This is a genomic window from Tessaracoccus coleopterorum (genome assembly GCF_011174705.1).
Taxonomy (GTDB): domain Bacteria; phylum Actinomycetota; class Actinomycetes; order Propionibacteriales; family Propionibacteriaceae; genus Arachnia; species Arachnia coleopterorum.
In genome coordinates this window covers 617,424-640,077 of sequence record NZ_JAANIJ010000001.1, presented here as the reverse complement: position 1 = coordinate 640,077, position 22,654 = coordinate 617,424, and the positions used below count along the sequence as shown (strand labels likewise).

At 67.8% G+C, this 22,654-nt stretch carries 24 protein-coding genes and 7 pseudogenes; 26 read left to right on the top strand and 5 right to left on the bottom strand.

The window, feature by feature from the left end; genetic code table 11:
• Nucleotides 1–157: 157 nt before the first annotated feature.
• From rpsM to G7085_RS03970, 24 genes and pseudogenes are all read left to right on the top strand, one after another.
• Entirely contained in the window at nucleotides 158–532 is a 375-nt protein-coding gene (rpsM, locus tag G7085_RS04085) for a 30S ribosomal protein S13 (protein ID WP_197510056.1), read from the top strand.
• Between the two features lie 43 nt (nucleotides 533–575).
• Nucleotides 576–982: pseudogene (rpsK, locus tag G7085_RS04080) on the top strand (30S ribosomal protein S11).
• A gap of 31 nt (nucleotides 983–1,013) precedes the next feature.
• A pseudogene (rpsD, locus tag G7085_RS04075) lies at nucleotides 1,014–1,617 on the top strand (30S ribosomal protein S4).
• A gap of 112 nt (nucleotides 1,618–1,729) precedes the next feature.
• Nucleotides 1,730–2,749: a DNA-directed RNA polymerase subunit alpha gene (locus tag G7085_RS04070; RefSeq protein WP_197510055.1), complete on the top strand. Its 1,020-nt coding sequence runs from the start codon at nucleotides 1,730–1,732 to the stop codon at nucleotides 2,747–2,749.
• A 40-nt stretch (nucleotides 2,750–2,789) separates the two neighbouring features.
• Nucleotides 2,790–3,345: pseudogene (gene rplQ, locus G7085_RS04065) on the top strand (50S ribosomal protein L17).
• A 167-nt stretch (nucleotides 3,346–3,512) separates the two neighbouring features.
• A complete protein-coding gene (locus tag G7085_RS04060) occupies nucleotides 3,513–4,487 on the top strand; it encodes an ABC transporter substrate-binding protein (protein ID WP_197510054.1) in 975 nt (324 codons plus the stop codon).
• 3 nt (nucleotides 4,488–4,490) lie between these two features.
• A pseudogene (locus tag G7085_RS23955) lies at nucleotides 4,491–5,297 on the top strand (ABC transporter permease); the annotation flags it as partial.
• A 94-nt stretch (nucleotides 5,298–5,391) separates the two neighbouring features.
• A complete protein-coding gene (locus tag G7085_RS23950; RefSeq protein WP_231979201.1) occupies nucleotides 5,392–6,183 on the top strand; it encodes an ABC transporter ATP-binding protein in 792 nt (263 codons plus the stop codon).
• Nucleotides 6,184–6,370: 187 nt separating this feature from the next.
• A complete protein-coding gene (locus G7085_RS04045; protein ID WP_197512728.1) occupies nucleotides 6,371–7,330 on the top strand; it encodes a LacI family DNA-binding transcriptional regulator in 960 nt (319 codons plus the stop codon).
• A gap of 99 nt (nucleotides 7,331–7,429) precedes the next feature.
• Nucleotides 7,430–7,956 (top strand): annotated as a pseudogene (locus G7085_RS04035) (ATP-binding cassette domain-containing protein).
• Nucleotides 7,911–8,846 carry an ATP-binding cassette domain-containing protein gene (locus G7085_RS04030; protein ID WP_197510050.1) on the top strand — a complete coding sequence of 312 codons (936 nt, stop codon included), beginning with the start codon at nucleotides 7,911–7,913 and terminating at the stop codon, nucleotides 8,844–8,846. Before G7085_RS04035 ends, G7085_RS04030 begins: the two are co-directional and overlap by 46 nt.
• A 195-nt stretch (nucleotides 8,847–9,041) precedes the next feature.
• Complete coding sequence (locus tag G7085_RS04025) at nucleotides 9,042–9,269, top strand: hypothetical protein (RefSeq protein WP_197510049.1); 228 nt, start codon at nucleotides 9,042–9,044, stop codon at nucleotides 9,267–9,269.
• Nucleotides 9,230–9,934 carry a substrate-binding domain-containing protein gene (locus G7085_RS04020; RefSeq protein ID WP_197512723.1) on the top strand — a complete coding sequence of 235 codons (705 nt, stop codon included), beginning with the start codon at nucleotides 9,230–9,232 and terminating at the stop codon, nucleotides 9,932–9,934. The genes G7085_RS04025 and G7085_RS04020 overlap by 40 nt, the downstream gene beginning before the upstream one ends.
• 209 nt (nucleotides 9,935–10,143) lie before the next feature.
• Entirely contained in the window at nucleotides 10,144–10,500 is a 357-nt protein-coding gene (locus G7085_RS23945; RefSeq protein WP_269451765.1) for an ATP-binding cassette domain-containing protein, read from the top strand.
• Between the two features lie 58 nt (nucleotides 10,501–10,558).
• Nucleotides 10,559–11,686, top strand: a complete 1,128-nt coding sequence (locus G7085_RS23940; RefSeq protein ID WP_269451764.1) for a sugar ABC transporter ATP-binding protein — start codon at nucleotides 10,559–10,561, stop codon at nucleotides 11,684–11,686.
• Between the two features lie 190 nt (nucleotides 11,687–11,876).
• Nucleotides 11,877–12,644, top strand: coding sequence for an ABC transporter permease (locus tag G7085_RS04010; protein ID WP_197510048.1), 768 nt, complete (start codon nucleotides 11,877–11,879; stop codon nucleotides 12,642–12,644).
• A 94-nt stretch (nucleotides 12,645–12,738) separates the two neighbouring features.
• Nucleotides 12,739–13,758: an ABC transporter permease gene (locus G7085_RS04005; protein WP_197510047.1), complete on the top strand. Its 1,020-nt coding sequence runs from the start codon at nucleotides 12,739–12,741 to the stop codon at nucleotides 13,756–13,758.
• 79 nt (nucleotides 13,759–13,837) lie between these two features.
• Entirely contained in the window at nucleotides 13,838–14,983 is a 1,146-nt protein-coding gene (locus G7085_RS04000) for a glycosyltransferase (protein ID WP_197510046.1), read from the top strand.
• 78 nt (nucleotides 14,984–15,061) lie between these two features.
• Entirely contained in the window at nucleotides 15,062–15,601 is a 540-nt protein-coding gene (locus G7085_RS03995; RefSeq protein ID WP_197510045.1) for a hypothetical protein, read from the top strand.
• Nucleotides 15,602–15,627: 26 nt separating this feature from the next.
• Nucleotides 15,628–15,960 carry an acyltransferase family protein gene (locus tag G7085_RS03990; protein ID WP_197510044.1) on the top strand — a complete coding sequence of 111 codons (333 nt, stop codon included), beginning with the start codon at nucleotides 15,628–15,630 and terminating at the stop codon, nucleotides 15,958–15,960.
• Nucleotides 15,960–16,214 (top strand): hypothetical protein, encoded by a 255-nt coding sequence (locus G7085_RS03985; protein ID WP_197510043.1) that lies wholly within the window; start codon nucleotides 15,960–15,962, stop codon nucleotides 16,212–16,214. Before G7085_RS03990 ends, G7085_RS03985 begins: the two co-directional genes overlap by 1 nt.
• Nucleotides 16,215–16,621: 407 nt before the next feature.
• Nucleotides 16,622–16,861, top strand: a complete 240-nt coding sequence (locus tag G7085_RS03980; protein ID WP_197510042.1) for a hypothetical protein — start codon at nucleotides 16,622–16,624, stop codon at nucleotides 16,859–16,861.
• A 63-nt stretch (nucleotides 16,862–16,924) separates the two neighbouring features.
• Nucleotides 16,925–17,536 carry an SGNH hydrolase domain-containing protein gene (locus G7085_RS03975; RefSeq protein WP_197510041.1) on the top strand — a complete coding sequence of 204 codons (612 nt, stop codon included), beginning with the start codon at nucleotides 16,925–16,927 and terminating at the stop codon, nucleotides 17,534–17,536.
• 35 nt (nucleotides 17,537–17,571) lie between these two features.
• Complete coding sequence (locus tag G7085_RS03970) at nucleotides 17,572–18,039, top strand: acyltransferase (protein ID WP_197510040.1); 468 nt, start codon at nucleotides 17,572–17,574, stop codon at nucleotides 18,037–18,039.
• On the opposite strand, the gene G7085_RS03965 is transcribed toward G7085_RS03970, so the two are convergent.
• From G7085_RS03965 to trmB, 4 genes and pseudogenes are all read right to left on the bottom strand, one after another.
• Complete coding sequence (locus G7085_RS03965) at nucleotides 17,978–18,589, bottom strand: superoxide dismutase (RefSeq protein WP_197510039.1); 612 nt, start codon at nucleotides 18,587–18,589, stop codon at nucleotides 17,978–17,980. The genes G7085_RS03970 and G7085_RS03965 overlap by 62 nt on opposite strands.
• Before the next feature lie 204 nt (nucleotides 18,590–18,793).
• Nucleotides 18,794–19,213, bottom strand: a complete 420-nt coding sequence (locus tag G7085_RS03960; protein WP_331715459.1) for a class I SAM-dependent methyltransferase — start codon at nucleotides 19,211–19,213, stop codon at nucleotides 18,794–18,796.
• Between the two features lie 167 nt (nucleotides 19,214–19,380).
• Nucleotides 19,381–20,186, bottom strand: a pseudogene (gene truA, locus G7085_RS03955) (tRNA pseudouridine(38-40) synthase TruA).
• Nucleotides 20,170–20,836: pseudogene (trmB, locus tag G7085_RS03950) on the bottom strand (tRNA (guanosine(46)-N7)-methyltransferase TrmB). Before trmB ends, truA begins: the two co-directional pseudogenes overlap by 17 nt.
• A 158-nt stretch (nucleotides 20,837–20,994) precedes the next feature.
• On the opposite strand from trmB, the gene G7085_RS03945 reads away from it, so the two are divergent.
• Nucleotides 20,995–21,378, top strand: a complete 384-nt coding sequence (locus tag G7085_RS03945; protein WP_197510038.1) for a YccF domain-containing protein — start codon at nucleotides 20,995–20,997, stop codon at nucleotides 21,376–21,378.
• A gap of 36 nt (nucleotides 21,379–21,414) precedes the next feature.
• Here the strand turns inward: G7085_RS03945 and G7085_RS03940 are convergent, their stop codons facing one another.
• The gene (locus G7085_RS03940; protein WP_197510037.1) at nucleotides 21,415–22,095 is read right to left on the bottom strand and encodes an NRDE family protein; all 681 of its coding nucleotides are present in this window, start codon (nucleotides 22,093–22,095) and stop codon (nucleotides 21,415–21,417) included.
• A 129-nt stretch (nucleotides 22,096–22,224) separates the two neighbouring features.
• Here G7085_RS03940 and G7085_RS36200 point away from each other — a divergent pair, with 129 nt between their 5' ends.
• Nucleotides 22,225–22,647, top strand: coding sequence for a flavoprotein (locus tag G7085_RS36200; RefSeq protein WP_331715458.1), 423 nt, complete (start codon nucleotides 22,225–22,227; stop codon nucleotides 22,645–22,647).
• Nucleotides 22,648–22,654: the final 7 nt, after the last annotated feature.

Here is a 22,654-nt window from a genome sequence, read left to right as displayed (position 1 = left end):
TCCCTCGGGGAGTTCCACCCTTGGACGAAGGCCAAGGCCCCGTCGACACCCGAAGAATGGTGTCACAGGCGGCGGGACGCGTCGCGCCACACACCTTCGCGGTCCGCGACCGGGTTTGAGAGAACCAGGACCGAATTTCATGGAAAGGTACCGCCTGATGGCACGCCTCGTTGGTGTTGACCTCCCGCGCGACAAGCGCCTTGAGGTCGCACTCACTTACATCTTCGGCATCGGCAAGACCCGTGCCGCCGAGACCCTCGCCGCCACCGGTGTGAGCGGCGATCTCCGAGTCCACCAGCTCACCGACGACCAGCTCGTCCTTCTGCGCGACCACATCGAAGGCAACTTCGAGATCGAGGGCGACCTGCGCCGCTCCGTCGCGGCCGACATCCGCCGCAAGGTCGAGATCGGTAACTACCAGGGTCGTCGCCACCGCAGCGGCCTCCCCGTCCGTGGTCAGCGCACCCGGACGAACGCGCGCACCCGTAAGGGCAAGAAGAAGGCCGTCGCTGGCAAGAAGAAGGCTCGCTGACCCTCGGGTGAGCGCCTCTTAAGGACTCAAGGAGAAAGACTTTATGGCTACTGCAAGCCGCAAGGCGGCCGCCAAGACCAAGGTGCGCCGCAAGGAAAAGAAGAATGTGCTCGCCGGCCAGGCACACATCAAGAGCACCTTCAACAACACCATCATCTCGATCACCGATCCCACCGGTGCCGTGATCGCGTGGGCCTCTGCCGGCACCGTCGGTTTCAAGGGCTCCCGCAAGTCGACCCCGTTCGCCGCTCAGATGGCAGCCGAGGCTGCAGGCCGTCGCGCCATGGAGCACGGCATGAAGCGCGTCGACGTGTTCGTCAAGGGTCCGGGCTCCGGCCGTGAGACCGCGATCCGTTCGCTGGGTGCTGTCGGCCTCGAGGTCGGCGCCATCTCGGACGTCACCCCGTGCCCCACAACGGCACCCGTCCGCCCAAGCGCCGTCGCGTCTGATTCGGCCCGAGAAAGGATAAGGACCTAAAAAATGGCTCGTTACACCGGCCCAATGACCAAGAAGTCCCGTCGTCTCGGGACCGACCTCGTCGGCAACGACAAGGCGTTCGAGCGTCGTCCGTACCCCCGGGTGTGCACGGACGCGGTCGCACCAAGGATTCCGAGTACTCGCTGCAGCTCAAGGAGAAGCAGAAGGCGCGTTACGCGTACGGCGTGCTCGAGAAGCAGTTCCGTCGCTACTACGAAGAGGCCGACCGTCACCCCGGCAAGACCGGTGACCGTCTGCTCCAGATCCTCGAGTCCCGTCTCGACAACGTGGTCTACCGCTCCGGCTTCGCCGGCACGCGTCGTCAGGCCCGTCAGCTTGTCGTGCACGGCCACTTCCTGGTGAATGGCCAGCGCGTGAACATCCCTCCTACCGGGTGCGTGCTCACGACATCATCGATGTCGCCGAGAAGTCGCTCAACCTCACTCCGTTCGTGATCGCCCGTGAGACCCACGGCGAGCGCGCGGTTCCGGCCTGGCTCGAGGCCCGACCGAACCGCATGCGGATCCTGGTGCACCAGCTCCCCGTCCGCGAGCAGATCGTGGTCGACGTTGCTGAGCAGATGATCGTCGAGCTCTACTCGAAGTAAGTCAACCCACGTTGCGGTGGCCTCCGGGCCACCGCAACACATGTGGTCGCAGCCCGTGACCACGCCTCATATCGCGTCATCAAATGGTGGTTGACGCGGGAAGGAACAGTCCATGCTTATCGCACAGCGCCCCACCCTCTCCGAGGAGGTCGTCTCCGACTTCCGTTCGCGGTTCATCATCGAGCCGCTGGAGCCGGGCTTCGGCTACACGCTTGGCAACTCGCTGCGTCGCACCCTGCTGTCGTCCATTCCGGGCGCGGCCGTGACCAGCATCAAGATCGAGGGCAACCAGCACGAGTTCTCCACCCTGGAGGGCGTCGTCGAGGACGTCACCGAGATCATCCTCAACCTCAAGGGCCTCGTGCTCTCCTCCGAGGAGGACGAGCCCGTCGTCATGTACCTGCGCAAGGCCGGCGCCGGCGCCGTCACCGCTGGTGACATCCAGCCTCCGGCCGGTGTGGAGATCCACAACCCGGAGCTGCACATCGCCACGCTGAACGACAACGGCAAGCTCGAGATGGAGCTCGTGGTCGAGCGCGGACGCGGCTACGTGTCCAGCGTGCAGAACAAGAACCCCGACGCCGAGATCGGCCGCATCCCGGTCGACTCGATCTACTCGCCGGTTCTCAAGGTCACCTACAAGGTCGAGGCCACCCGTGTCGCCCAGCGCACCGACTTCGATCGGCTGATCATCGATGTCGAGTCGAAGCCGTCGATCGCCCCGCGCGACGCCGTCGCTTCGGCCGGTCGCACGCTGGTGGAGCTGTTCGGCCTCGCCCGTGAGTTGAACGTGGACGCTGAGGGTATCGAGATCGGCCCGTCCCCGGTGGACGAGCAGATCGCCGAGTCCCTGAGCCTTCCGGTTGAGGACCTCGAGCTGTCGGTGCGTTCCTACAACTGCCTCAAGCGTGAGGGCATCCACACCGTGGGTGAGCTCGTCGCCCGCAGTGAAGAGGACCTGCTCGACATCCGCAACTTCGGCTCCAAGTCGATCGACGAGGTCAAGGAGACCCTCGCGGGCCTCGGCCTCGCGCTGCGGGACTCGCACCCGGGCTTCGACCCGCTGCAGGCGATCGCCAGCTATGACGAAGAGCCCGAGGACACGGACTTCGCCGAGACCGAGCAGTACTGATCGCGCACTAGCCACCTAAACATTCACGGAGATCCAAACAATGCCCAAGCCAACCAAGGGTGCCCGTCTGGGCGGCAGCCCCACGCACGAGCGCATGATTCTGCGCAACCTGACCAGCCAGCTCATCGAGCACGGCCGGATCACGACCACCGAGACGAAGGCCCGCCGCGTGCAGCCTTTCGCCGAGAAGATCCTCACCAAGGCCAAGCGCGGCGACCTGCACTCGCGTCGTCTCGTGCTCGCCAGCCTCTTCGAGAAGAAGCAGGAACTGGGCAAGCCGGTCAAGGCCAAGGACAAGCTCGTCAAGAAGCTGTTCGACGACATCGCCCCCTTCTCGAGGGTCGCGAGGGTGGCTACACCCGCATCACGAAGATCGGCCCCCGCAAGGGTGACAACGCGCCGATGGCCGTGATCGAGATCATCACCGAGGCCCGAAGGCCAAGCCGGCCAAGGCCGCCAAGGCCGAGGAGAAGGCCGTCGAGGTCGAGGAGACCCCGGTCGAGGTCGAGGAGACCCCGGTCGAGGTCGAGGAAACCTCGGTCGAGGCCGAAGAGGTCGTGGAGGCCGAGGTCGCGGAGACCGAAGCGTCGAAGTGATCTGACGTACCTGAAAAGGGACCCCCGGGATTTTCCCGGGGTCCCTTTCCTGCTGCCGGGACACGGGTGTCAAGGTCGGATCGCCACATATTGACCCGTGGACGCGGCCGCGCGTCGGGGCCAGCGTTACCTAGGCTGTGAGCCGCACAAACTGCTATAGGAGAACCATGAAGCTCAAGGCCGCTGTCGCCCTCGGCATCCTCGCCGCCGTCTCGCTGACCGCTTGTGGCGGCACCACGTCGGAAGGCGCAGGGGACCCCGGCGCCAAGAAGTCCTACAAGATCGGTATCGCCCAGATCGTCGCGCACCCGGCGCTCGACGCCGTCGCGGAGGGCTTCAAGCAGGCCTTCAGCGAGGCAGGCATCGACGTGACCTTCGACGAGCAGAACGCTCAGGGTGACCAGGCGACGCTCACCAACATCGCATCGACCTTCGCGGCGTCGGACAACGACGGCTTCCTCGCCATCGCAACCCCGACCGCCCAGTCGCTGGCCAACACGATCACCGACAAGCCGATCGTCTTCGCGGCCGTCACCGATCCCGTGGCCGCAGAGCTCGTCCCCAGCTGGGACGCCCCTGACGCCAACATGACGGGCGTCTCCGACCTCAACCCGATGAAGGAGCAGCTGCAACTCGTCAAGGAGGCACTGCCGGACGTCAAGACAGTCGGCATCGTCTACTCCTCAGGTGAGGTCAACTCCGAGGTCCAGGTCGCCGAGGCTGAGAAGGCCGCGGGCGAGTTCGGGATCGAGATCAGGAAGGCCACCGTCACCAACTCCTCCGAGGTGCAGCAGGCCGCCGAGTCGCTCGACGTCGACGCGTTCCTGATCCCCACGGACAACACGGTGGTCTCGGCCGCGGAGTCCGTCATCCAGATCGGTGAGCAGAAGCAGATTCCCGTGTTCGCCTCCGACGAGTCGACCATGGAGCGCGGCGCCGCCGCTGGCCTCTCGGTGAACTACACCCAGCAGGGCAAGGATGCGGCCACCATCATGATCAAGCTCCTTGAAGGTGCCAAGGCTTCCGAGTTCCCGGTCGAGACGCAGAAGGAGTTCGACCTCTTCGTCAACCCGACCGCGGCGAAGGCCCAGGGTCTCGAGCTGAGCGAGGCGATCGTCTCGCGCGCCACGAAGCAGTTCTGATCCATGATCATCGCTCTCGAGCTCGGACTCCTCTACGCCATCATGGCGTTGGGCGTCTACCTCACGTACCGGGTACTCGACTTTCCCGACCTGACGGTGGACGGCTCCTTCACGACCGGCGCGGCCACCTGCGCCATGCTGATCGTGGCGGGGCTGCCGGTGCCGATTGCGATGCTCGGAGGTGTCGTCGCGGGCATGCTGGCGGGTGCGATCACCGGCCTGCTGCATGTCTGGGGCAACATCAATCCGCTACTGGCGGGCATCCTCACCCAGATCGCGCTCTACTCGATCAACCTGCGCATCATGGGGAACAAGGCGAACGTCCCGCTGCTCCGCGCGGACACGGCGTTCTCCTGGCTGCGTGACCAGGGCCTGCTACGGACCTGGGTGTCGGTCGCGATCTTCGCGGCCATCGCCCTCGTGGTGGGCGCCGCGCTGTACTGGTTCCTCGGCACCAGCTACGGCGTGGCGCTGCGGGCGACCGGCGACAACGAACTGATGGCCCGCTCGCAGGGCATCAACACCGGTGGCACGAAGATCATGGGGCTGATGATCTCCAATGGCCTCGTCGGGCTCTGCGGCGCTCTGATCGTGCAGTATCAGGGGTTCGCGGACATCTCGATGGGTATCGGCATCATCGTCGCCGGCCTCGCTTCGGTCATCGTCGGGCAGGCCATTTTCGGCATGACCTCGGTGTGGCAGGCGATCCTGGCAGCCGTTCTCGGCTCGATCATCTACCGCGGTGTCATCCAGGCCGCCCTGCTGGTCGGTCTCAACCCGAACGACATGAAGCTGATCTCGGCCATCCTCGTGGTGGCGGCCCTCGTGGTGCCGCAGCTCAAGCCGTTCAAGCAGATGCGGATCCGGCGCAGGACCTCCCGCGCCGTCGCAGAGGGGCCAGCTGATGCTCAAGCTCGACAACGTGACCAAGCGGTTCTTCCCTGGCACCGTCAACGAGAGGGTTGCGCTCGATTCGCTCAGCCTGACCCTCAACGAGGGCGACTTCGTGACCGTGATCGGGTCCAACGGTGCGGGCAAGTCCACCATGCTCAACGTCATCTCGGGCAGGTACCCGACCGATGGCGGATCGGTGGTGATCGACGGCAGGGATGTCACGAAGGCGCCCGAACACAAGCGTGCGGCCTGGGTCGCGCGGGTCTTCCAGGATCCGATGGCCGGCACCTCGCCGCACCTGACGATCGAGGAGAACCTCGCGATCGCCTTCCAACGGGGCCAGAGCCGCGGCCTCGGCATGGCCGTGACCCGCGCGAGCAGGGACGTCTACCGTGAAGCCCTCACCACGCTGGAGCTCGGCCTGGAGAACAGGCTGCAGATGCGCGTCGGGATGCTCTCAGGTGGCCAACGCCAGGCGCTCAGCCTCCTGATGGCGACCTACGCCAAGCCGTCGATCCTGCTCCTGGACGAGCACACGGCGGCGCTCGACCCGTCGCGCGCCGAGCTCATCACGCGACTGACGGGCGAGGCCGTGGCGCGGGGCAACCTGACCTCCCTGATGGTGACCCACAACATGCACCAGGCCATCGAGCTGGGCAACCGGCTGATCATGATGCACGAGGGGCGCATCGTCCTCGAGGTCGACGCGGAGGCGAAGAAGACCATCACCGCCGAGCGGCTCCTGGAGGAGTTCTCCCTCATCAAGGGTGCGAGCCTCTCCGACCGGACCCTGCTCGACTGACCCGGGGCGACCCGCCTGCACCCGATCGGGGTGAGCGGCGCCCTGCCCGAGCGGTGGCGGGCCGCTCCGCGCCACGCCACGCGGCGCGGCGACGCTATGCTCTGCGGTGGAGGTAGGCAGACGTGACCGAGAACGTACCCGAGCGACCCAACATCCGCCATGTTGCGTCCGTCGCAGGGTCTCACATATGACGGTCTCGCGCGTCCTGAACAACCACCCCAACATCAGGCCTGATACGAGGGCCAAGGTCCTCGCCGTCATCGAGGAACTCAACTACCGGCCGAACAGCGCCGCCCGGGCACTGGCCACCCAGCGGAACCGACGCATCGGGGTTCTCGTCGAGGCGTCCACGGCATACGGCCCCTCGAGCACGCTCCGTGGCATCGAGCTTGCCGCCGGCGAGGTCGATTACTCCATCACCTCGGTCAGCGTCCACTCGGAGGAGCAGGGCAACACCCGCGAGGCGGTCGACCAACTCAAGGGACAGGGCGTCGACGCGCTGTGCGTCATCGCACCCCGGTCGTCGTCCCTGTCCGCGCTGCGTCAACTCAACGTGGGCCTTCCGCTGCTCGCCATCAAGGCCGACGGTGATGCGAACTTCCTGACCACATCGGTGGATCAGCAGCAGGGTGCATCCATGGTCGTCGACCACCTCGCCGAGCTCGGGCACCGCGACGTGCTGCATCTTTCGGGCCCGCTGGACTGGCTCGACGCCCGGGCGCGTGAGCGCGCGTTCCATGCCCGCGCCAAGGAATGGAGGCTGCGTGAGCGTCCCATCGTGGTGGGGGACTGGAGTGCGGACTTCGCCTACGACTACGCGATCTCGCTGAAGCGGCGCCCCGACTACACGGCCATCTTCGCCGCCAACGACGAGATGGCGCTCGGGCTGATCCACGGCTTTGCGAAGCGGGGGATCGGGGTCCCCGATGAGTTGAGCATCGTCGGCTTCGACGACCTGCCGCTGACCGCGCACTTCCTGCCTCCGCTCACCACCGTGCGGCAGGACTTCCATGCCCTCGGCTCGAAGGCGGTCAGCGTGCTGATCGCGGCGGTGGAGGGACGCGAGGTGCCGATGCGCACCAAGCTCGCGGTCGAGCTCAAGGTTCGGGAGTCGTCCGGGCCGCCCGGAAGGCCCACCCATGAGTGAACCCCTGATCGAGTTGCGCGGCGTCTCGGTCGCCTTCCCCGGGGTGCTGGCTCTCGACGAGGTTGACGTCGCGCTGTACCCGGCGAGGTCCATGCCCTGATGGGAGAGAACGGCGCGGGCAAGTCGACGGTCATCAAGGTGCTCAACGGCGTGTGCCCCACAACCGGGGCGAGGTGATGCTCGGCGGCAGCCCCATCAGCATCGCCAATCCGGCGGCGAGTCAGGCTGCGGGCATCGCCACCGTGTTCCAGGACATCCACCTCGGCCCCAAGCTCAACGTGGTCGAGAATGTGATGCTCGGCCACGAGGTGCGGGGGAGGTTCGGCATCAACTGGGCGGCCACCCGGGAGCGGGCGGCCGGGATCCTTGCGAGCCTGGGGCTCGATGATCTCAACCTCAAGGTGCGGCTCGACACCCTGAAGCCCGCAGCCCAACAACTGGTGGCGATCGCCAGGGCCATGGTCGACAACCCCGCGTGCTGCTCCTCGACGAACCGACCTCGAGTCTGGCCGAGGCCGATGTGCAGCGGCTCTTCGGGATCATCAGGGGCCTCAGGGAGCGTGGTGTCGCGATCGTGTTCGTGTCCCACTTCCTCGAGCAGGCCTTCGCGATCAGCGACCGGATGACCGTGCTACGCGACGGCCGCGTGGTGGGGGAGTTCATGACCGGCGACACCGACCGGGCCGAGTTGATCTCCACGATGCTCGGCGGTGACGTCGAGGCGCTGCGCCGTATCGGCTCCGAGCGCCGCGCCCACCACCAGGAACCGGAGGGTGATCCCGTGCTGGAGGCCCGGGAACTGGCTCAGAACGGCGTCGTCGAGCCCATCGACCTGAGCCTCTACCGCGGTGAGATCGTGGGCCTCGCCGGGTTGCGGGGATCCGGGCGCACCGAACTGGCCGCCCTCATCACAGGCATCGCCAGACCCGACGACGGTGAACTGCTGATCGAGGGGAGACCGGTGCGGCTGTCCGGGCCGGGAGACGCGCTCCAGCACCGGGTCGTCGCCTCGACCGAGCAACGGGCCGAGTTGGGCATCCTCGGTGACCTGTCCGTCGCGGACAACATCGTGATCGGGCTGCAGGCTCTTCGCGGGTGGCGCCACCCGGTGTCGAGGCGGGAGCGCCAGGAACTGGTCACCTGGTCGATGGAGAACTTCGGGATAGGCGCCGTGCCCGTGAACATGCCCGCCCGATACCTGTCGGGAGGGGCCCAGCAGAAGGTGATGCTCGCGCGGCTGTTCGCGACCCGGCCGCTCGTGATGGTGCTCGATGAACCGACCCGGGGGATCGACATCGCCGCAAAGGTCGATCTCCAGCGCAAGATCGCGACGTTGGTCGATCAGGGCATGGCCGTGGTCTTCATCTCGTCGGAGTTCAGCGAGGTGGTGCGGATGAGCGACCGCATCGTGGTGCTGAAGGACCGGGCCAAGATCGGTGAGGTCAGCAACGGGCCCGGCGTCTCGGTCGACTCCATCGTCGAGATGATCGCCGCCGACGGCGCAGACGACGACTAGACGCACCTCGGGAAGGGTCCAGCGCCCATCGTGACCAAATCGTTACGGGTTGATTGGGTGACCCGGCTTGTTACCGGGAAATGTTCCCGGTAACATCCTCCGTAACGCAATAACGCGTCCAACTGCATCACCGCCCGGGCAGCCTCCTCAGACAGTAGGCGCCGCCGTCGGGCAGCATCTCGAGGAGGAGAACACATGTCCGTGAAGCGTCGTATCACGCAGTCCCTCGGCGTCCTTGCCGCCAGCGCCCTTGCGCTGGGTCTCACCGCCTGTGGTGGGGGTGAGACCGGTGGTGGCGAGAGCACCGCCGGGGGAGACCTGACCACCATCGGCTTCGTGGCCGTCGGCCCGAGGGTGCGTGGCGCAAGGCCAACGAGCAGAACATCCAGGACACCTTCACCAAGGATGCGGGTTTCGATCTGAAGTACGCGCCCGCCGCCAAGCTCGACCAGAAGTCGCAGATCGATGCCTTCACGTCGTTCGTGGACGAGGGCGTTGACGTCATCCTGCTGTCTGCCACCGAGGGCTCCGGCTGGGAGGACTCGCTGAAGCGTGCGCAGGAGGCCGAGATCCCGGTCATCCTGATCGACCGTGGCATCGAGCCCGACGACAGCTCCCTGTACGTCACCCGCATCGCCCCCAACAACAAGGAGGTCTCGACCTCCGTTGCGAACTGGGCCGTTGAGACCTTCCCCGAGGGCGGCAACTTCTTCGTCCTCGAGGGCCCGGCGGGCGTCTCCGTCGTGAACGAGCGCAACGAGGGTTGGAATGAGGTCATCTCGGCCAACGCCGCCTTCAAGAGCCTCGGCTCGCAGACCGCCAACTGGTCGACCGAGGAGGCCAAGAGCGTCTTCGAGACCGTCCTCAAGTCGAACAACAACGACGTCCAGATCGTGTTCGCCCAGAACGACGAGATGGGCCTCGGCGCCGTCCAGGCGGTCGAGGAGGCCGGCCTGACCCGGGTGTCGACGTCAAGATCGCCACCATCGACGGCACCAAGGGCGCGCTCGAGGCCCTCGCCGCAGGCAAGCTCAGCTTCGTCGCCGAGTACAACCCGCTCTTCGGTGAGACGGCCCTCGATGTCGTGAAGAAGGCGCTCGCAGGCGAGGACGTCGAGTCCTACATCATCGTGCCGAGCGCCACGTTCGACTCCCCGGAGGCGGCCAAGACCGCCCTTCCGGATCGCAAGTTCTGATCCGCAGCTAACGCAGATCGCGGTGGGTGGGGCCGTGACGGCCCACCCACCACAACCACAGCTAGGGAGACGGCGATGATGGAGTCGCTACCACTGGTCGAGATGGAGAACATCTCGATCTCGTTCCCCGGCGTCAAGGCCCTCGACGGCGTGAACTTCCGGCTTCTGCCGGGCGAGGTTCACACCCTGATGGGTGAGAATGGCGCCGGCAAATCGACACTGATCAAGGCGCTCACGGGCGTGTACAAGATCGATGAGGGTCGGATCCTCATCAACGGCCGGGAACTCCACCTCGGAGGCACGGCCGACGCGCAGGCCGCGGGCATCTCGACGGTCTACCAGGAGGTGAACCTCTGCACCAACCTGACCATCGGCGAGAACGTCATGCTCGGGCACGAGGTGAAGGGCCGATCGGTATCAACTGGAAGGCGACCCACGAGCAGGCCCGCGAGGCGCTAGGGAAGCTCGGCCTCGGGCACCTGAACCCGAAGGCCCGCTGAAGTCGCTCTCGCTCGCGATGCAGCAACTGGTCGCCATCAGCCGCTCCATGGTCACAAACGCCAAGGTCCTGATCCTGGATGAGCCCACCTCGAGCCTCGACTCGGCCGAGGTTGAGCAGCTCTTCACGGTCATGCGACGCCTCCGCGACGAGGGTGTCGCCATCCTCTTCGTCTCCCACTTCCTGGACCAGGTGTATGCGATCAGCGACCGCCTCACGGTGCTGCGCAACGGCGGCTTCGTGGGCGAGTACCTCACCCGCGACCTCGACCGGGCAAGCCTGATCGCCAAGATGATCGGCAAGGACATCGCCTCGCTGCAGAGCCTTGACTCCGGCCGCGAGGCCCGCCGCCACGGCGACGCCGAGGTGATCTACCGGGCCACCGGCATCGGCCGCAAGGGCGCCATCGAACCGGTCGATCTCGAGTTGCGTCGTGGCGAGGTTGTCGGCATCGCGGGCCTGCTCGGCTCCGGCCGCACCGAGCTCGCACGCCTGATCTACGGCGCGGACAGGCCCGAGACCGGTGAGGTGGCGATCGCCGGTGCGGCCGTCGACGTGAAGACGCCCGCCGCTGGTCTGAAGCACCGCATCGCCTTCTCCAGCGAGAACCGCCGCGACGAGGGCATCATCCGCGACCTCACCGTCCGTGAGAACATCATCCTCGGCGTCCAGGCGAAGCGTGGCTGGGCCCGTCCGCTCCCGCGCAAGGAGGTCGATGAGCTCGTCAGCAAGTACATCAGCGAACTCAACGTCCGCCCGGCGGACCCCGACAAGGCGATCCGCAACCTCTCCGGTGGCAACCAGCAGAAGGTGCTGCTCGGACGCTGGCTCGCCACCAGCCCGGAGATCCTGATCCTCGACGAGCCGACCCGTGGCATCGACATCGGCGCCAAGGCCGAGATCCAGGAGCGGGTCCTCGAGCTCGCCGCCGCGGGGGTCAGCGTCGTGTTCATCTCGTCCGAGCTTGAGGAAGTCGTCCGCCTCTGCGACCGGATCGTGGTACTCAAGGATCACCGCAAGATCGCCGAGCTGGTCAACGGCCCGGATGTCACGGCGGAATCCATCGTCAACATCATCGCGCGGGAGGGCCTCGAGGCCCACGGCGAGCCGGTTCCGGCGCACGCCACCGCTGAGGAGGTCAGGTAAATGAGCGTCAACAGTGGCGGCATGCTCGCCAATCTGGTGCGCCGCCAGTATTTCTGGGGATCGTCGCGATCGTCCTGCTGCTGATCGTGAACTCGATCAAGAACCCGGCCTACCTGGCCATCTCGTACAACCCGACCAACGGTGCCCTCGTCGGCAACGTGATCGACATCCTCCGGGCCGCTGCCCCATCATGATGATCGCCGTGGGCATGTGCATCGTGATCGCGACAAGCGGCATCGACCTGTCGGTCGGATCCGTCATGGTGGTGGCAGGCGCCGTGGCGATGCAGTTCCTCTCCACCGCGCCCGACACCTTCGGCGCCGCCATGACCGCGCTCGTCCTCGCGCTGGCCATCAGCATCGTGCTCGGCCTCTTCAACGGATTCCTCGTCTCCGTGGTGGGGCTCCAGCCGTTCATCTCGACGCTCGTCATGATGATGGCCGGCCGCGGCATCGCGAAGGTCATCACCAGCGGCCAGAACACCGCCGCCACGAACGGCACGTTCCGCTGGATCGCCAACGGCTACGTGTTAGGCCTGCCGGTCGTGTTCCTCATCGCGTTGGCGATCGTGATCGTCGTGGGGCTGCTGGTGCGCCGCAGCGCGCTCGGCCTGATGATCGAGGCCATCGGCATGGACCCGATGGCCGCGCGCCTGGCCGGCGTCAACCGGCGTGGGCTGCTGCTGGCGGTCTACGCGATCAGCGGCCTGATGGCGGGCATCGCAGGCATCTTCGCCACCGCGAGCGTCATGACGGTCGACATCTCCCGCACGGGCGACCAACTCGAGATGGACGCCATTCTGGCGGTCGTCATCGGCGGCACGTCGCTGGCAGGCGGCAAGTTCAACATCACGGGCGCCACGATCGGCGCACTGCTGATCGCGACGCTCGACAAGACGGTCGTGTTCCTCGGCATCTCGAGTTCCGCCACCCCGCATTCAAGGCCATCGTCATCGTGATCCTGTGTCTGCTGCAGTCGGACCGGATCCGCGAGGCGTTCAAGCGCAGGAAGGCGACCCCGGTCGCGCAGGAGAAGAAGGAAGAGGTGGCAGCATGAGCCTCGCGACCGCAGAACAGATGAAGCCCTCGTTCCTGGACCGCATGAAGCTCCGGCTCGACGTACTACCCACCCTCGCCGCCGTCGTCATCTTCATCGGCATGGTGATCTACGGCGAGGTCGCCTACGGGCGCATCGTCCAGATGAACACCGTCTCCAACCTGCTCATCAACAACTCGCACCTGATCATCCTCGCCGTCGGCCTCACGTTCGTGATCCTGACCGGAGGCATCGACCTCTCGGTCGGAGCCGTCATCGCCTTCACCTCGGTGGCGGGTGTGTTGCTGATCAACTCGGGCTGGAACGCCTGGCTCGTGGTGGTGCTGATGATTCTCATCGGTGGCGCATTCGGCCTGGTCTCAGGCGTACTGATCCAGTACTTCAACGTGCAGCCCTTCATCGCGACCCTGTCGATGATGTTCCTGGCGCGCGGCCTGGCCTCCATGCTCAGCACCGTGCCTGAGCGGCTCGCCGATGATTCCCCGATCCGGGTGCTCGCCACCCAGTTCAAGCTCGTCGACGGGCCGAAGGTCAACGACCTGGTGATCACGCCCGGCGTCATCATCGCCGTCGTCGTGGTCGCGGTGGCCTGGTTCGTCCTGCACCGCACCCGCACCGGCCGCACCGTCTACGCGATCGGCGGCTCGGAGCCGTCGGCCGCCCTGATGGGCCTGCCCGTGCACGCCACCAAGATGTGGGTCTACGTGATCAGCGGCCTCCTCGCGGGCGTCGCGAGCGTGGTCTACACGGCCCGCCTCGGCATTGCGCAGAACATCACCGGCATCGGCTGGGAGCTCGACGCGATCGCGGCCACCGTCATCGGCGGCACCCTCCTGACCGGCGGCGTCGGCTACGTGCTCGGCTCCGTGATCGGAGCCCTCGTGCTCGGCCTGATGAACGTGCTGATCACCCGCGACGGCAGCGTGCCGCCCGAGGCGACCACGATCATCACCGGCGCGATCCTGCTCGCCTTCGTGCTGCTGCAGCGGGCTGTGCTCGCGAAACAGCGCGACTAGCGGGATACCCACGGACGTGCCGGGGTGGAGCGGGCGGCTCCACCCCGGCACCCTTTCTGTGCTCTGGTTGAATAGGGCCATGCGCATCGCCCAACTGGCCAACTTCGTCGGCCCCACCTCGGGCGGGATGAAGGTGGTCATCGAGACCCTCGGCCGGGGCTACGTCGATGCGGGCCACACCAGGATCTTCGTGTCGCCCGGCGCCAGGGACGAGGTGACCGAGACGGAGGCAGGCATCCTCGTCTCCGTGAGGGCACCGAAGGTCAGCGAGCAGTACCGGATGATCTTCCAACCGTGGCGCGTCCTCGACGTGCTCGACCGTTTCCGCCCCACCAACATTGAGGTCTCCGACAAGTGGACCCTGTCGCCCGCGGCGCGGTGGGCGAAGAAGCGCAGCGTCGGATCGGTGCTGTTCAGCCACGAACGGCTCTCCGACATGCTCGCCATGTGGGCCCGCCGCTCGTTCGGTGTCGAGACCGCCGTGGGCGCGCTCAACCGGCGCCTCTCCAAGAGCTTCGACTCGGTGGTGGTGACGAGCAGGTACGCGGCCGACGAGTTCGCCGACACAGGTGCCTCCCTCAACCTCGTGCCGCTCGGCGTGGACCTCACAACCTTCCATCCCGACGCGGGCGCACCGGTCGACGACGGGGTCCTCAAGTTCTGCTACGTCGGACGGCTCTCCCACGAGAAGAGCCCGCAGCTGGCCGTCGCGACAGTCGTCGAACTGCACCGTCGCGGCCACAGGGTGCGGCTCGACCTGTACGGCACCGGCCCGGACAAGGCCGAACTCCAGGCCATCGCCGGTGACGCGCCCGTGTTCTTCCAAGGCTTCGTCGCGGGCCGCGAGCAGGTCGCCGCCGGGATAGCCGCGGCCGACATCTCCTTGTCGGTCTGCCCCGCGGAGACCTTCGGGCTCGCCGTGCTCGAGGCGCTCGCCTGCGGTACGCCCGTGGTGACGTCCAACCGGGGCGGCGCCCATGAACTGGTTGATGCGAGCGCGGGGGCCGCGGGGGATCCGAACCCGGCCGCCCTGGCCGACGCCGTCGAGGCGTTGATCCCTCGGCTCGGACCCGACCAACGTGTCGCCGCCAGACGGCGCGCCGAGCAGTACCCGTGGCGCCGCACCGTCGACCAGATGCTGGCGCTGCATGAACGCCTCGCCGACGAGGTGCCCTACCGGTCGCTGAACGGATTCGTCCGCCACCCACGGAAGGTTGCCCGATGAAGCGACTCCTGTTCACCTCCCTGCTCGGGGCCGCGGCGCTGCTGCCGCTGTGGGTGAAGCGGCCGGGGGCCGTTCGCCTTGCCGGGCCCGACACCGTCGCGGGCTGGCCGAGGCCTGCCGGGCCACGGGGCCACCGGCCGGGAACTGGCCGACGAGGCCGTGCGCACCGTCGCGGCCGCCTACCCCTACCACTCACTGTGGCACCTGGCCTGGACGCCGCACGCGTCGCTGCGCGCCCACCACGGCTGGTCGCACCAGTACAACACCGTGCTCGCCGAGGTGCTGGCCGCGCTCGGCTTCGAGGTCCGGCTGGTGCATGCGGCCCGCGTCCGCGGCTTCGGGTTCCCGTGGTGGCTGAGCGGGCACAGCTGGGTGAAGGTCAGCCTCGGCGGGCGTTGGCTCGACGCCTGTGCCTCCTCCCTCGGCAGCCGCGCTGGCGCGCCGCCCTTCGTGCCGGTCACCGCCGAGCTACCGTTGCGCGCCGTCACCCGGTGGGCGGTGGGGGCCGCGCTGGTTCCCTTCGTCGTCGTCGAGGCCTGGCGGGCCTGGCTGGGTCGCCGCCCGGTGGCAGGGTGGGTCTACCACGAGCGGGTCAACCCCGCCGCCGGGGCCGCCTGACCGGGCCGGCGGTAAAGTCTGCCCGGATGGAATCCAGCGCCAACCCCACCAGTTTTGTCCCGAGCCTCGACGGTGTGCGCACCTTCGCGGTGGGTCTGGTCGTCGCGTTCCACCTGAGCGTCCCGTACCTTGCACCGGGGTTCGCCGGGGTCGACATATTCTTCGTGCTGTCCGGCTACCTCATCACCGCCGGCCTTCTGCGTGACGTCGACACCCACGGGCGGCCCCGGTTCACGTTGTTCTGGCAGCGGCGGTTCAGGCGGTTGCTGCCGGCAGCCTCGGTGGTCCTGCTCGTGGTGCTGATCTATGACTCGACGGTGCTGCCCTTTTCCGCCGCACGGCCGCAGCGGAGGACGTGATGTGGACGGCCCTCTACCTCGGCAACTGGCATTTCATGGGGGCGGACAGTTACTTCAACTCTGACGGCGTGCCTTCCTCTCTGCTCCACATGTGGTCGCTGGCGGTGGAGGAGCAGTTCTATCTCGTGTGGCCCCTGCTGCTGGGCGGAGTGGCCTGGGTCGCCGGGCGAAGGTTTGCGGGCGGCTGGGGTTCCGGCGGCTGCTCGGCGCCGTGGTGGTCGCCTGCGTCATCGTCTCGCTCTGCCTGCTTGTGATCCTCTACCGCCCGGAAGCGACCGACCGCGCCTACCTCGGCACCGACTCAAAGGCCTTCGAACCTCTCCTGGGGCGCTGCTGGCCATCATCCTGACCGGCCCCGGGCGCGGGGCTGGTTCTCGCGTCACCAGCGCATCCTCAGCGTGCTGGGCGCGGTACTGGTCATCGGGATGCTGCCGCTGATCGGGGGCCGAGCCGGTTCTACTTCCTCGGAGGTGCCCTGCTGCTCAGCATCGGCACCGCCCTGCTGATCGGCGTCCTGGTAACCAGCCCGGGTGCCCTGCTCGGCGGAGTCCTGGCCTGGGGGCCACTGCCTTACCTCGGCCGGATCTCCTACGGCCTCTATCTGTGGCATTGGCCGTGGGCCGTCTGGCTCGGCGTCGCGCACCATGACGACTTCCGCCCGGTGCGGGCCGTGGGCGTACTGATCGGCATGCTCGCCTGTTCGATCCTCAGCTACCACCTGATCGAGCAGCCCATCCGTTCGGGCGGCCTCAGCGCGTGGTTCACCCCGCGCCGGGTGGCCGCGGCGGTGCTGGCGGTCATGGTCTTCTTCGTCTCCTGGGCCGCCGTGCTGCACAACAGCATCGCCCTGGTCCACGGCCGGCGCGTCCTGGTCGTCGGGGACTCGGTGCCCTCGGACTGATGGAGCCCCTCGACCGGGCGGCCAGGCAGCAGGACGTGGCCATCGATCACGTCGCACGGGCGGATGCCCACCGCTTGCCATCGAGATGCAGGACCCCGAAACCCCGACCACGAGGGACCCGGCGACTGTCGCAGCCTCGCAGCCACCCAACAGGAGCGGATCGACCTGTTCCAGCCCGAGACCGTCTTCTGGTGGTCCCGCTACGAGACGCAGCAGCGCTGGGTCGACGGGCGGCTGGTCGGGCCCGATGCCGACGAGTTCTGGCAGGTCTACGAACGGGAGCTGGCCTCCACCGTCGGCCGGCTGACCGCCGGCGGGGCGCACCTGGTCATCGGGCTCACCGAGCGCCCGGGATCAGTCCTGGTGGATCGCTGCACGCCCGAGCACTGTTACAAGATCCACGCTCAGATGTTGGACCATGACGAGTACCGGCGGCGCCGCAACGAGATCGTGACCCGGCTCGCCGAGCAGGATGACCGGGTCCGGACCCTCGACATGGATCCACTGCTGTGCCTCGACCCCGAACCGACCGTGCCGGGCAGGCCGGCGGCCTGCAACGACGTGGATGTCGACGGTCCCTACCGCTGGGACGGGACGCACGTCGACATCCGCGTCTACGGCGACCGGGTGGCACAGCGGGTGCTCAGCGGTCTCCTCCGCGCCGCAGACCGTTGACGGGGGATCCACCGCACGGAGGATGGACTCACAGCGTGCCGCAGCCCCCAGCCAGGTGCCCACCTCGACGGGCTCCGCACCATCGCCGTCGGGCTGGTCATCGCGTTCCACCTGAGCGTCCCTACACCGGCCTCGGGTTCGCGGGCGTGGACGTCTTCCTCGTCCTCTCGGGCTACCTCGTCACCGCCGGCCTGCTGCGCGACACGCAACGCCTCGGCAGGCCCCGGTTCGCCCGGTTCTGGCAGCGCAGTTTCAAGTGGCTGCTGCCTGCCGCGACCCTCGTGCTGCTCGGCGTGCCGATCTACGCCACCGTCTTCATGCCGCTGTTCCGCCGCACGGCCGCCGCCTCTGACGTGGCATGGACCGCCATCTACCTCGGCAACTGGCACTTCATGAAGCGGGGCCCCGGGAATTCCCGGGAGCCCCGCGCAATCGGTCGGCTCAGTAGCTCAGGCCGGAGGCCTTCGCAGCGGCGAGGCGCGCGGCGACATCGTCCCAGTTGACGACGTTCCACCAAGCGTTGACGTAGTCGCCCTTCACGTTCTTGTACTGCAGGTAGAAGGCGTGCTCCCACATGTCGAGCTGCAGGATGGGCAGCTGACCGACGGGAAGGTTGCCCTGCTGGTCGAACAGCTGGTTGATGTTCAGGCGCTGGCCCAGCGTGTCCCAGACGAGCATGGACCAGCCGGAGCCCTGGATGCCGTTGGCGACGGCGTTGAACTGCTTCTTGAAACCGTCGAAGGAGCCGAAGAACTCGCCGATGGCCTCGGCGACGTCACCGGTGGGCTCGCCGCCGCCGTCGGGCGACATGTTCTTCCAGAACACGGAGTGGTTGATATGGCCGCCGAGGTGGAAGGCCAGATCCTTCTCCAGCTTGTTGACTGCGCCGAGGTTGCCCGACTCGCGGGCCTCCGCCAGCTGCTCCAGCGCGGCGTTGGCGCCGGCGACGTAGGCGGCGTGGTGCTTGCTGTGATGCAGCTCCATGATCTCGGGAGCGATGTGGGGAGCGAGCGCGCTGTAGTCGTAGGGGAGATCCGGGAGGGTGTAGGTCATGGCTGACTCCTTCTGATGGGCTCGCGCCGGTCGTGGCGCACGGACCCATCCATCCTAGGCCCCAAAATAGTTACTGCTTCAACTTGTTCGCGGGGTCGTCGCGTGCCGTGGGAAGTGGCGCGGGGAACCGTCGCGCAGGGTGACCGGAGTGACGGTCGCGTCCGGGCCGGAGGAGACACCGGACCGGTCTTGGCGGAGTGGCGACTACTTCAGCTTGTTGGCCCGCAGGACCCGGAAACCCTTCGCCGAGGCCAACCGCTCGGTGGGATGGCCCTGATCGGTCAGCCACCGCTGCAGCGAGTCGCCACCCAGGTTCCTTCCGACCACCAGGTACGCGCAGCCGCCGGGGTTCAGCCGCGCCAGCCACGTGAGCAGGAGTTCGTGCAGCGCGTCCTTGCCGATGCGGATCGGTGGGTTCGACCAGATCTCGTCGTAGCGCCGGTCGGTGGGCACCGCGTCGGGCGTCAGCGCGTGGACCCGGTCGGCGACGGCATGCCGGGCCGCGTTCAGGTTCGTCAGCTGCACGGCGCGCTCGTTGACGTCGACGGCGTCGACGCACACCTCGGGCGACGCGAGCGCCAACCCGACGGCGATCGTGCCGACCCCGCAGCCGAGATCCAGCACGCGGCCGCCGACCGGGGGTCGATCTCGCGCAGCAGCACCGAGGTACCCAGATCGAGGCGGGAACCGGAGAACACCCGGGGGCGGTGGTGAACGTCAGCTCCCGCCCGAAAATGGTGGCCGTGAACTCGCCGGTGACGAGCGGATCGTCGGGGTCTCGAAGTAGTGACTCACGTGTCCTCCAGGGTTCGAACGTTGCGGGCCTGCCCGGCGCGCTCGGCGAGCAGATCGTCTGCGGGGTATCCGACGGCCTCGAGGGTCAGGCCGTTGGCGGGCATCACCAGGACATCGGAGTGACGGGTCGGGCTGGCTGCCACGGACTCCAGCCACGCCAGGTCGCGGCGCCCCCACCGACGGCGGTGAGGGCCCGACCAGCGAACGGACCATCGAGTGGCAGAAGGCGTCGGCCTGCAGCCAGATCTCGACGACGCCGTCGGGTCGGCGCACGGCCTCGAGCTCGCGCAGCTCCCGGATCGTGGTGGCGCCGTCGCGCGGCTTGCAGAAGGGCGCGAAGTCGCGCAGCCCGGTGACGGTGGCGGTGGCGGCGTTGAGGGTGGCGGGGTCGAGCCGGAACGGTAGGCGCGCGATGTGCCCGCGCAGCAGCGGATCGGGGAAGCCGCCCTCCTCGATCAGCCGGTAGCAGTAGCGCCGCCAGGTGGCGGAGAAGCGGGCATCGAACCCTTCGGGGCGAGGCCGACCCCGCGGACGGCGACGTCGTGGGGCAACACCCGGCGCAGCCGCCGCTCGAGGTCGGACGATGGATCGGCGTCGACGTCCAGGTCGACGTGGCACACCTGAGCCCGCGCGTGCACGCCCGCGTCGGTGCGGCCGGCAACCACCAGCGTCGGGTCTCCGGGAGCCGCAGCACCTGACCGATCCACTGCTCCAGAACGCCCTGCACGGTGCGCAACCCCGGCTGGGTGGCCCAGCCGTGGAAGTCGGTGCCGTCATAGGCGAGGTCAATCCTGAGGCGCATCGACCCTCCGGTAGGTGAGGTCGTAGACGGTGCGGCCCGCGTCGAGGCCGCGGCGCTCGTACTTGGTGACGGGGCGCTCCTCGAGCCGGGGGCCCAACCGCCGTGGACGTTCTCCAGCCTGGGAGCGGCGTCGAGGTGCTCACGCATCCAGAGGGCGTAATCCTCCCAGTCGGTCGCGAGCCGCCACAGCCCGCCGGGCGCGAGCTTGTCGGCGACGACGTCTGCGAAGTCGTGCCCGATCAGGCGCCGCTTGTGGTGACGCTTCTTGTGCCACGGGTCGGCGAAGAACGTCCAGAGCTCGGAGACGGCACCGTCGTCGAACAGCCGCGCGAGGCCCTGGGAGCCGTCGGCCACCACGATGCGCACGTTGTCGAGATCATGTCGGGCGATCCTGCTGAGCGTGGAGGCGACCGCGGGTTCGAACACCTCGAAGGCGATCACGTCGGCGTCCCTGCGCCCTCCGCCATCGGGACGAGGGAGTCGCCGGCGCCGGAGCCGATCTCGACGATCAGGGGCGCGGTGCGGCCGAACTCGGCGGCCCAGTCGACCCGTGCGTCAGGCGAGATGGAGGTGGAGAGCTCGGCGTGCGGAACCTCGATCACGAAGGTGTCGTGGTGGCGGTCCCAGGCCTTCATCTGCGACTCATTCATGCGGGTGCTGCGCCGCACGAAGCTGACGACATCGCGGTGCAGGCGCGGTGGGAGCGGATCCATCCCATCAGGGTAACGGGGAAGTCGGGAGGTGTCGCCCGGGTGTTGGCGCCGCTCTCTACACTGGGCACTGTTGTTTCTCGGGAAGGGCGAAACACATGCGAACCGTACTCAACCTGATCTGGGTGGTCCTCGGCGGCTTCTGGCTGGCGCTCGGCTACTTCGTGGCGGGCATCCTTGCCTGCATCCTGGTGGTCACCATCCCGGTGGGCATCGCGTCATTCCGGATGGCCCGTTACGTGCTGTGGCCGTTCGGCAAGTCCGTCGTCAAGCGCCCCAATGCGGGAGCGGGCTCCGCGATCATGAACGGCATCTGGTTCGTCATCGCCGGATGGTGGCTCGCGCTGATCCACGTGCTGACCGCGCTCGCGCAGACGCTGACCATCGTCGGCATCGCCAACGCGTGGGTGAGCCTGAAGATGATCCCCGTGACCTGCTTCCCGTTCGGCAAGCAGATCGTCAACTCCGGCGGGGTCCTCTGAGACCCAGGTCGTTCCAGACGCCGGGTCGATCCAGCGTCACCATCTCGGCGGTTGCGCCGTCTGCACCGACGCTCGCGAGGCACACCAGCAGGGTCTGCGTCGGGAACCCGTGCGGGCGGTTGTCCCGCACGAGCGCCCTGTCGTCGAGGTTGCCGACCGAGGTGGTGGCCTCGAGCACGTCGAGCCACCCTCCCACCAGGTGTCGCCCTCGGTGGGCGTGGCCGCGAACGCATCGAGCCAGGCCGCGACCCGCGCGGTGTGCGGGTCATCGACGTCATCGTGGGCGATCATGTGGGTGCCCGGCGTCAGCGTCACCCTGCGCGGCTGACCGGACTCCCACGACGTCACGACGACGGAGGTGGCGTCGACCGCCACCAGGTTGAAGCCGAGCGTCGTCAGCGGATCCGGCAGCGGCCGCCCGGCGACCGAGTCGAGCACAAGCGAGCCGCGCGAGGCAGGCACGGCCGCCGTCGATCCGCCCGCCCTGTTGAGCAGAACGGCGAGCCTGCGGTCGTCGTGCGCCAGCCAGGCGCCGCCGGCCAGCTCGTCGAGGACCCCGCGCACCCCGGGTCGCTCCGGCCACCACGCGCCGAGCGGCCGCCACGGCCGGTCCGGGTCCTCGTCGCGTAGGGCGAGGATGCGGACGTCGCCCCGGCCGGGTTCCGGGACGCGAAGTACGACGGTGCACATGCCGCGCAGCGTACCGCGGTGCAACAATCGTGGCCATGTTCATAGTCGTGGGTGTCACCGGCGGCATCGCCGCCTACAAGGCCGTCCAGCTGGTCCGGCTCCTGATCGGGACGGACACGAGGTACACGTCGTCCCACCGGGGACGCGCTGAGGTTCGTGGGGCAGCCCACCTGGGAGGCGATCAGCCGCAACCCCGTCACCACGTCGGTGCACGATGACGTGCCCCGCGTACGGCACGTGGCGCTGGGGCAGCAGGCCGACCTCGTCGTCGTCGCGCCGGCCACCGCCAACACCCTCGCGTCGATGGCCGCCGGTCTCGCGTCCGACCTCCTCGGCACCACCCTGCTCGCCACCCGCGCCCCCGTGCTCGTGGCGCCCGCCATGCACACCGAGATGTGGGGCCACCCGGCGACCGTGGCGAACATGGCCACGCTCAGGGCCCGCGGCGTCCACGTCATCGGGCCGGACGACGGCCCGCTCACCGGCGGGGACTCCGGGCCGGGAAGGATGAGCGAGCCCGAGGCGATCCACGCCCGGATCGGCGAACTGCTGGGAACCACCGGCGACCTGGCGGGCTGACGGTTGC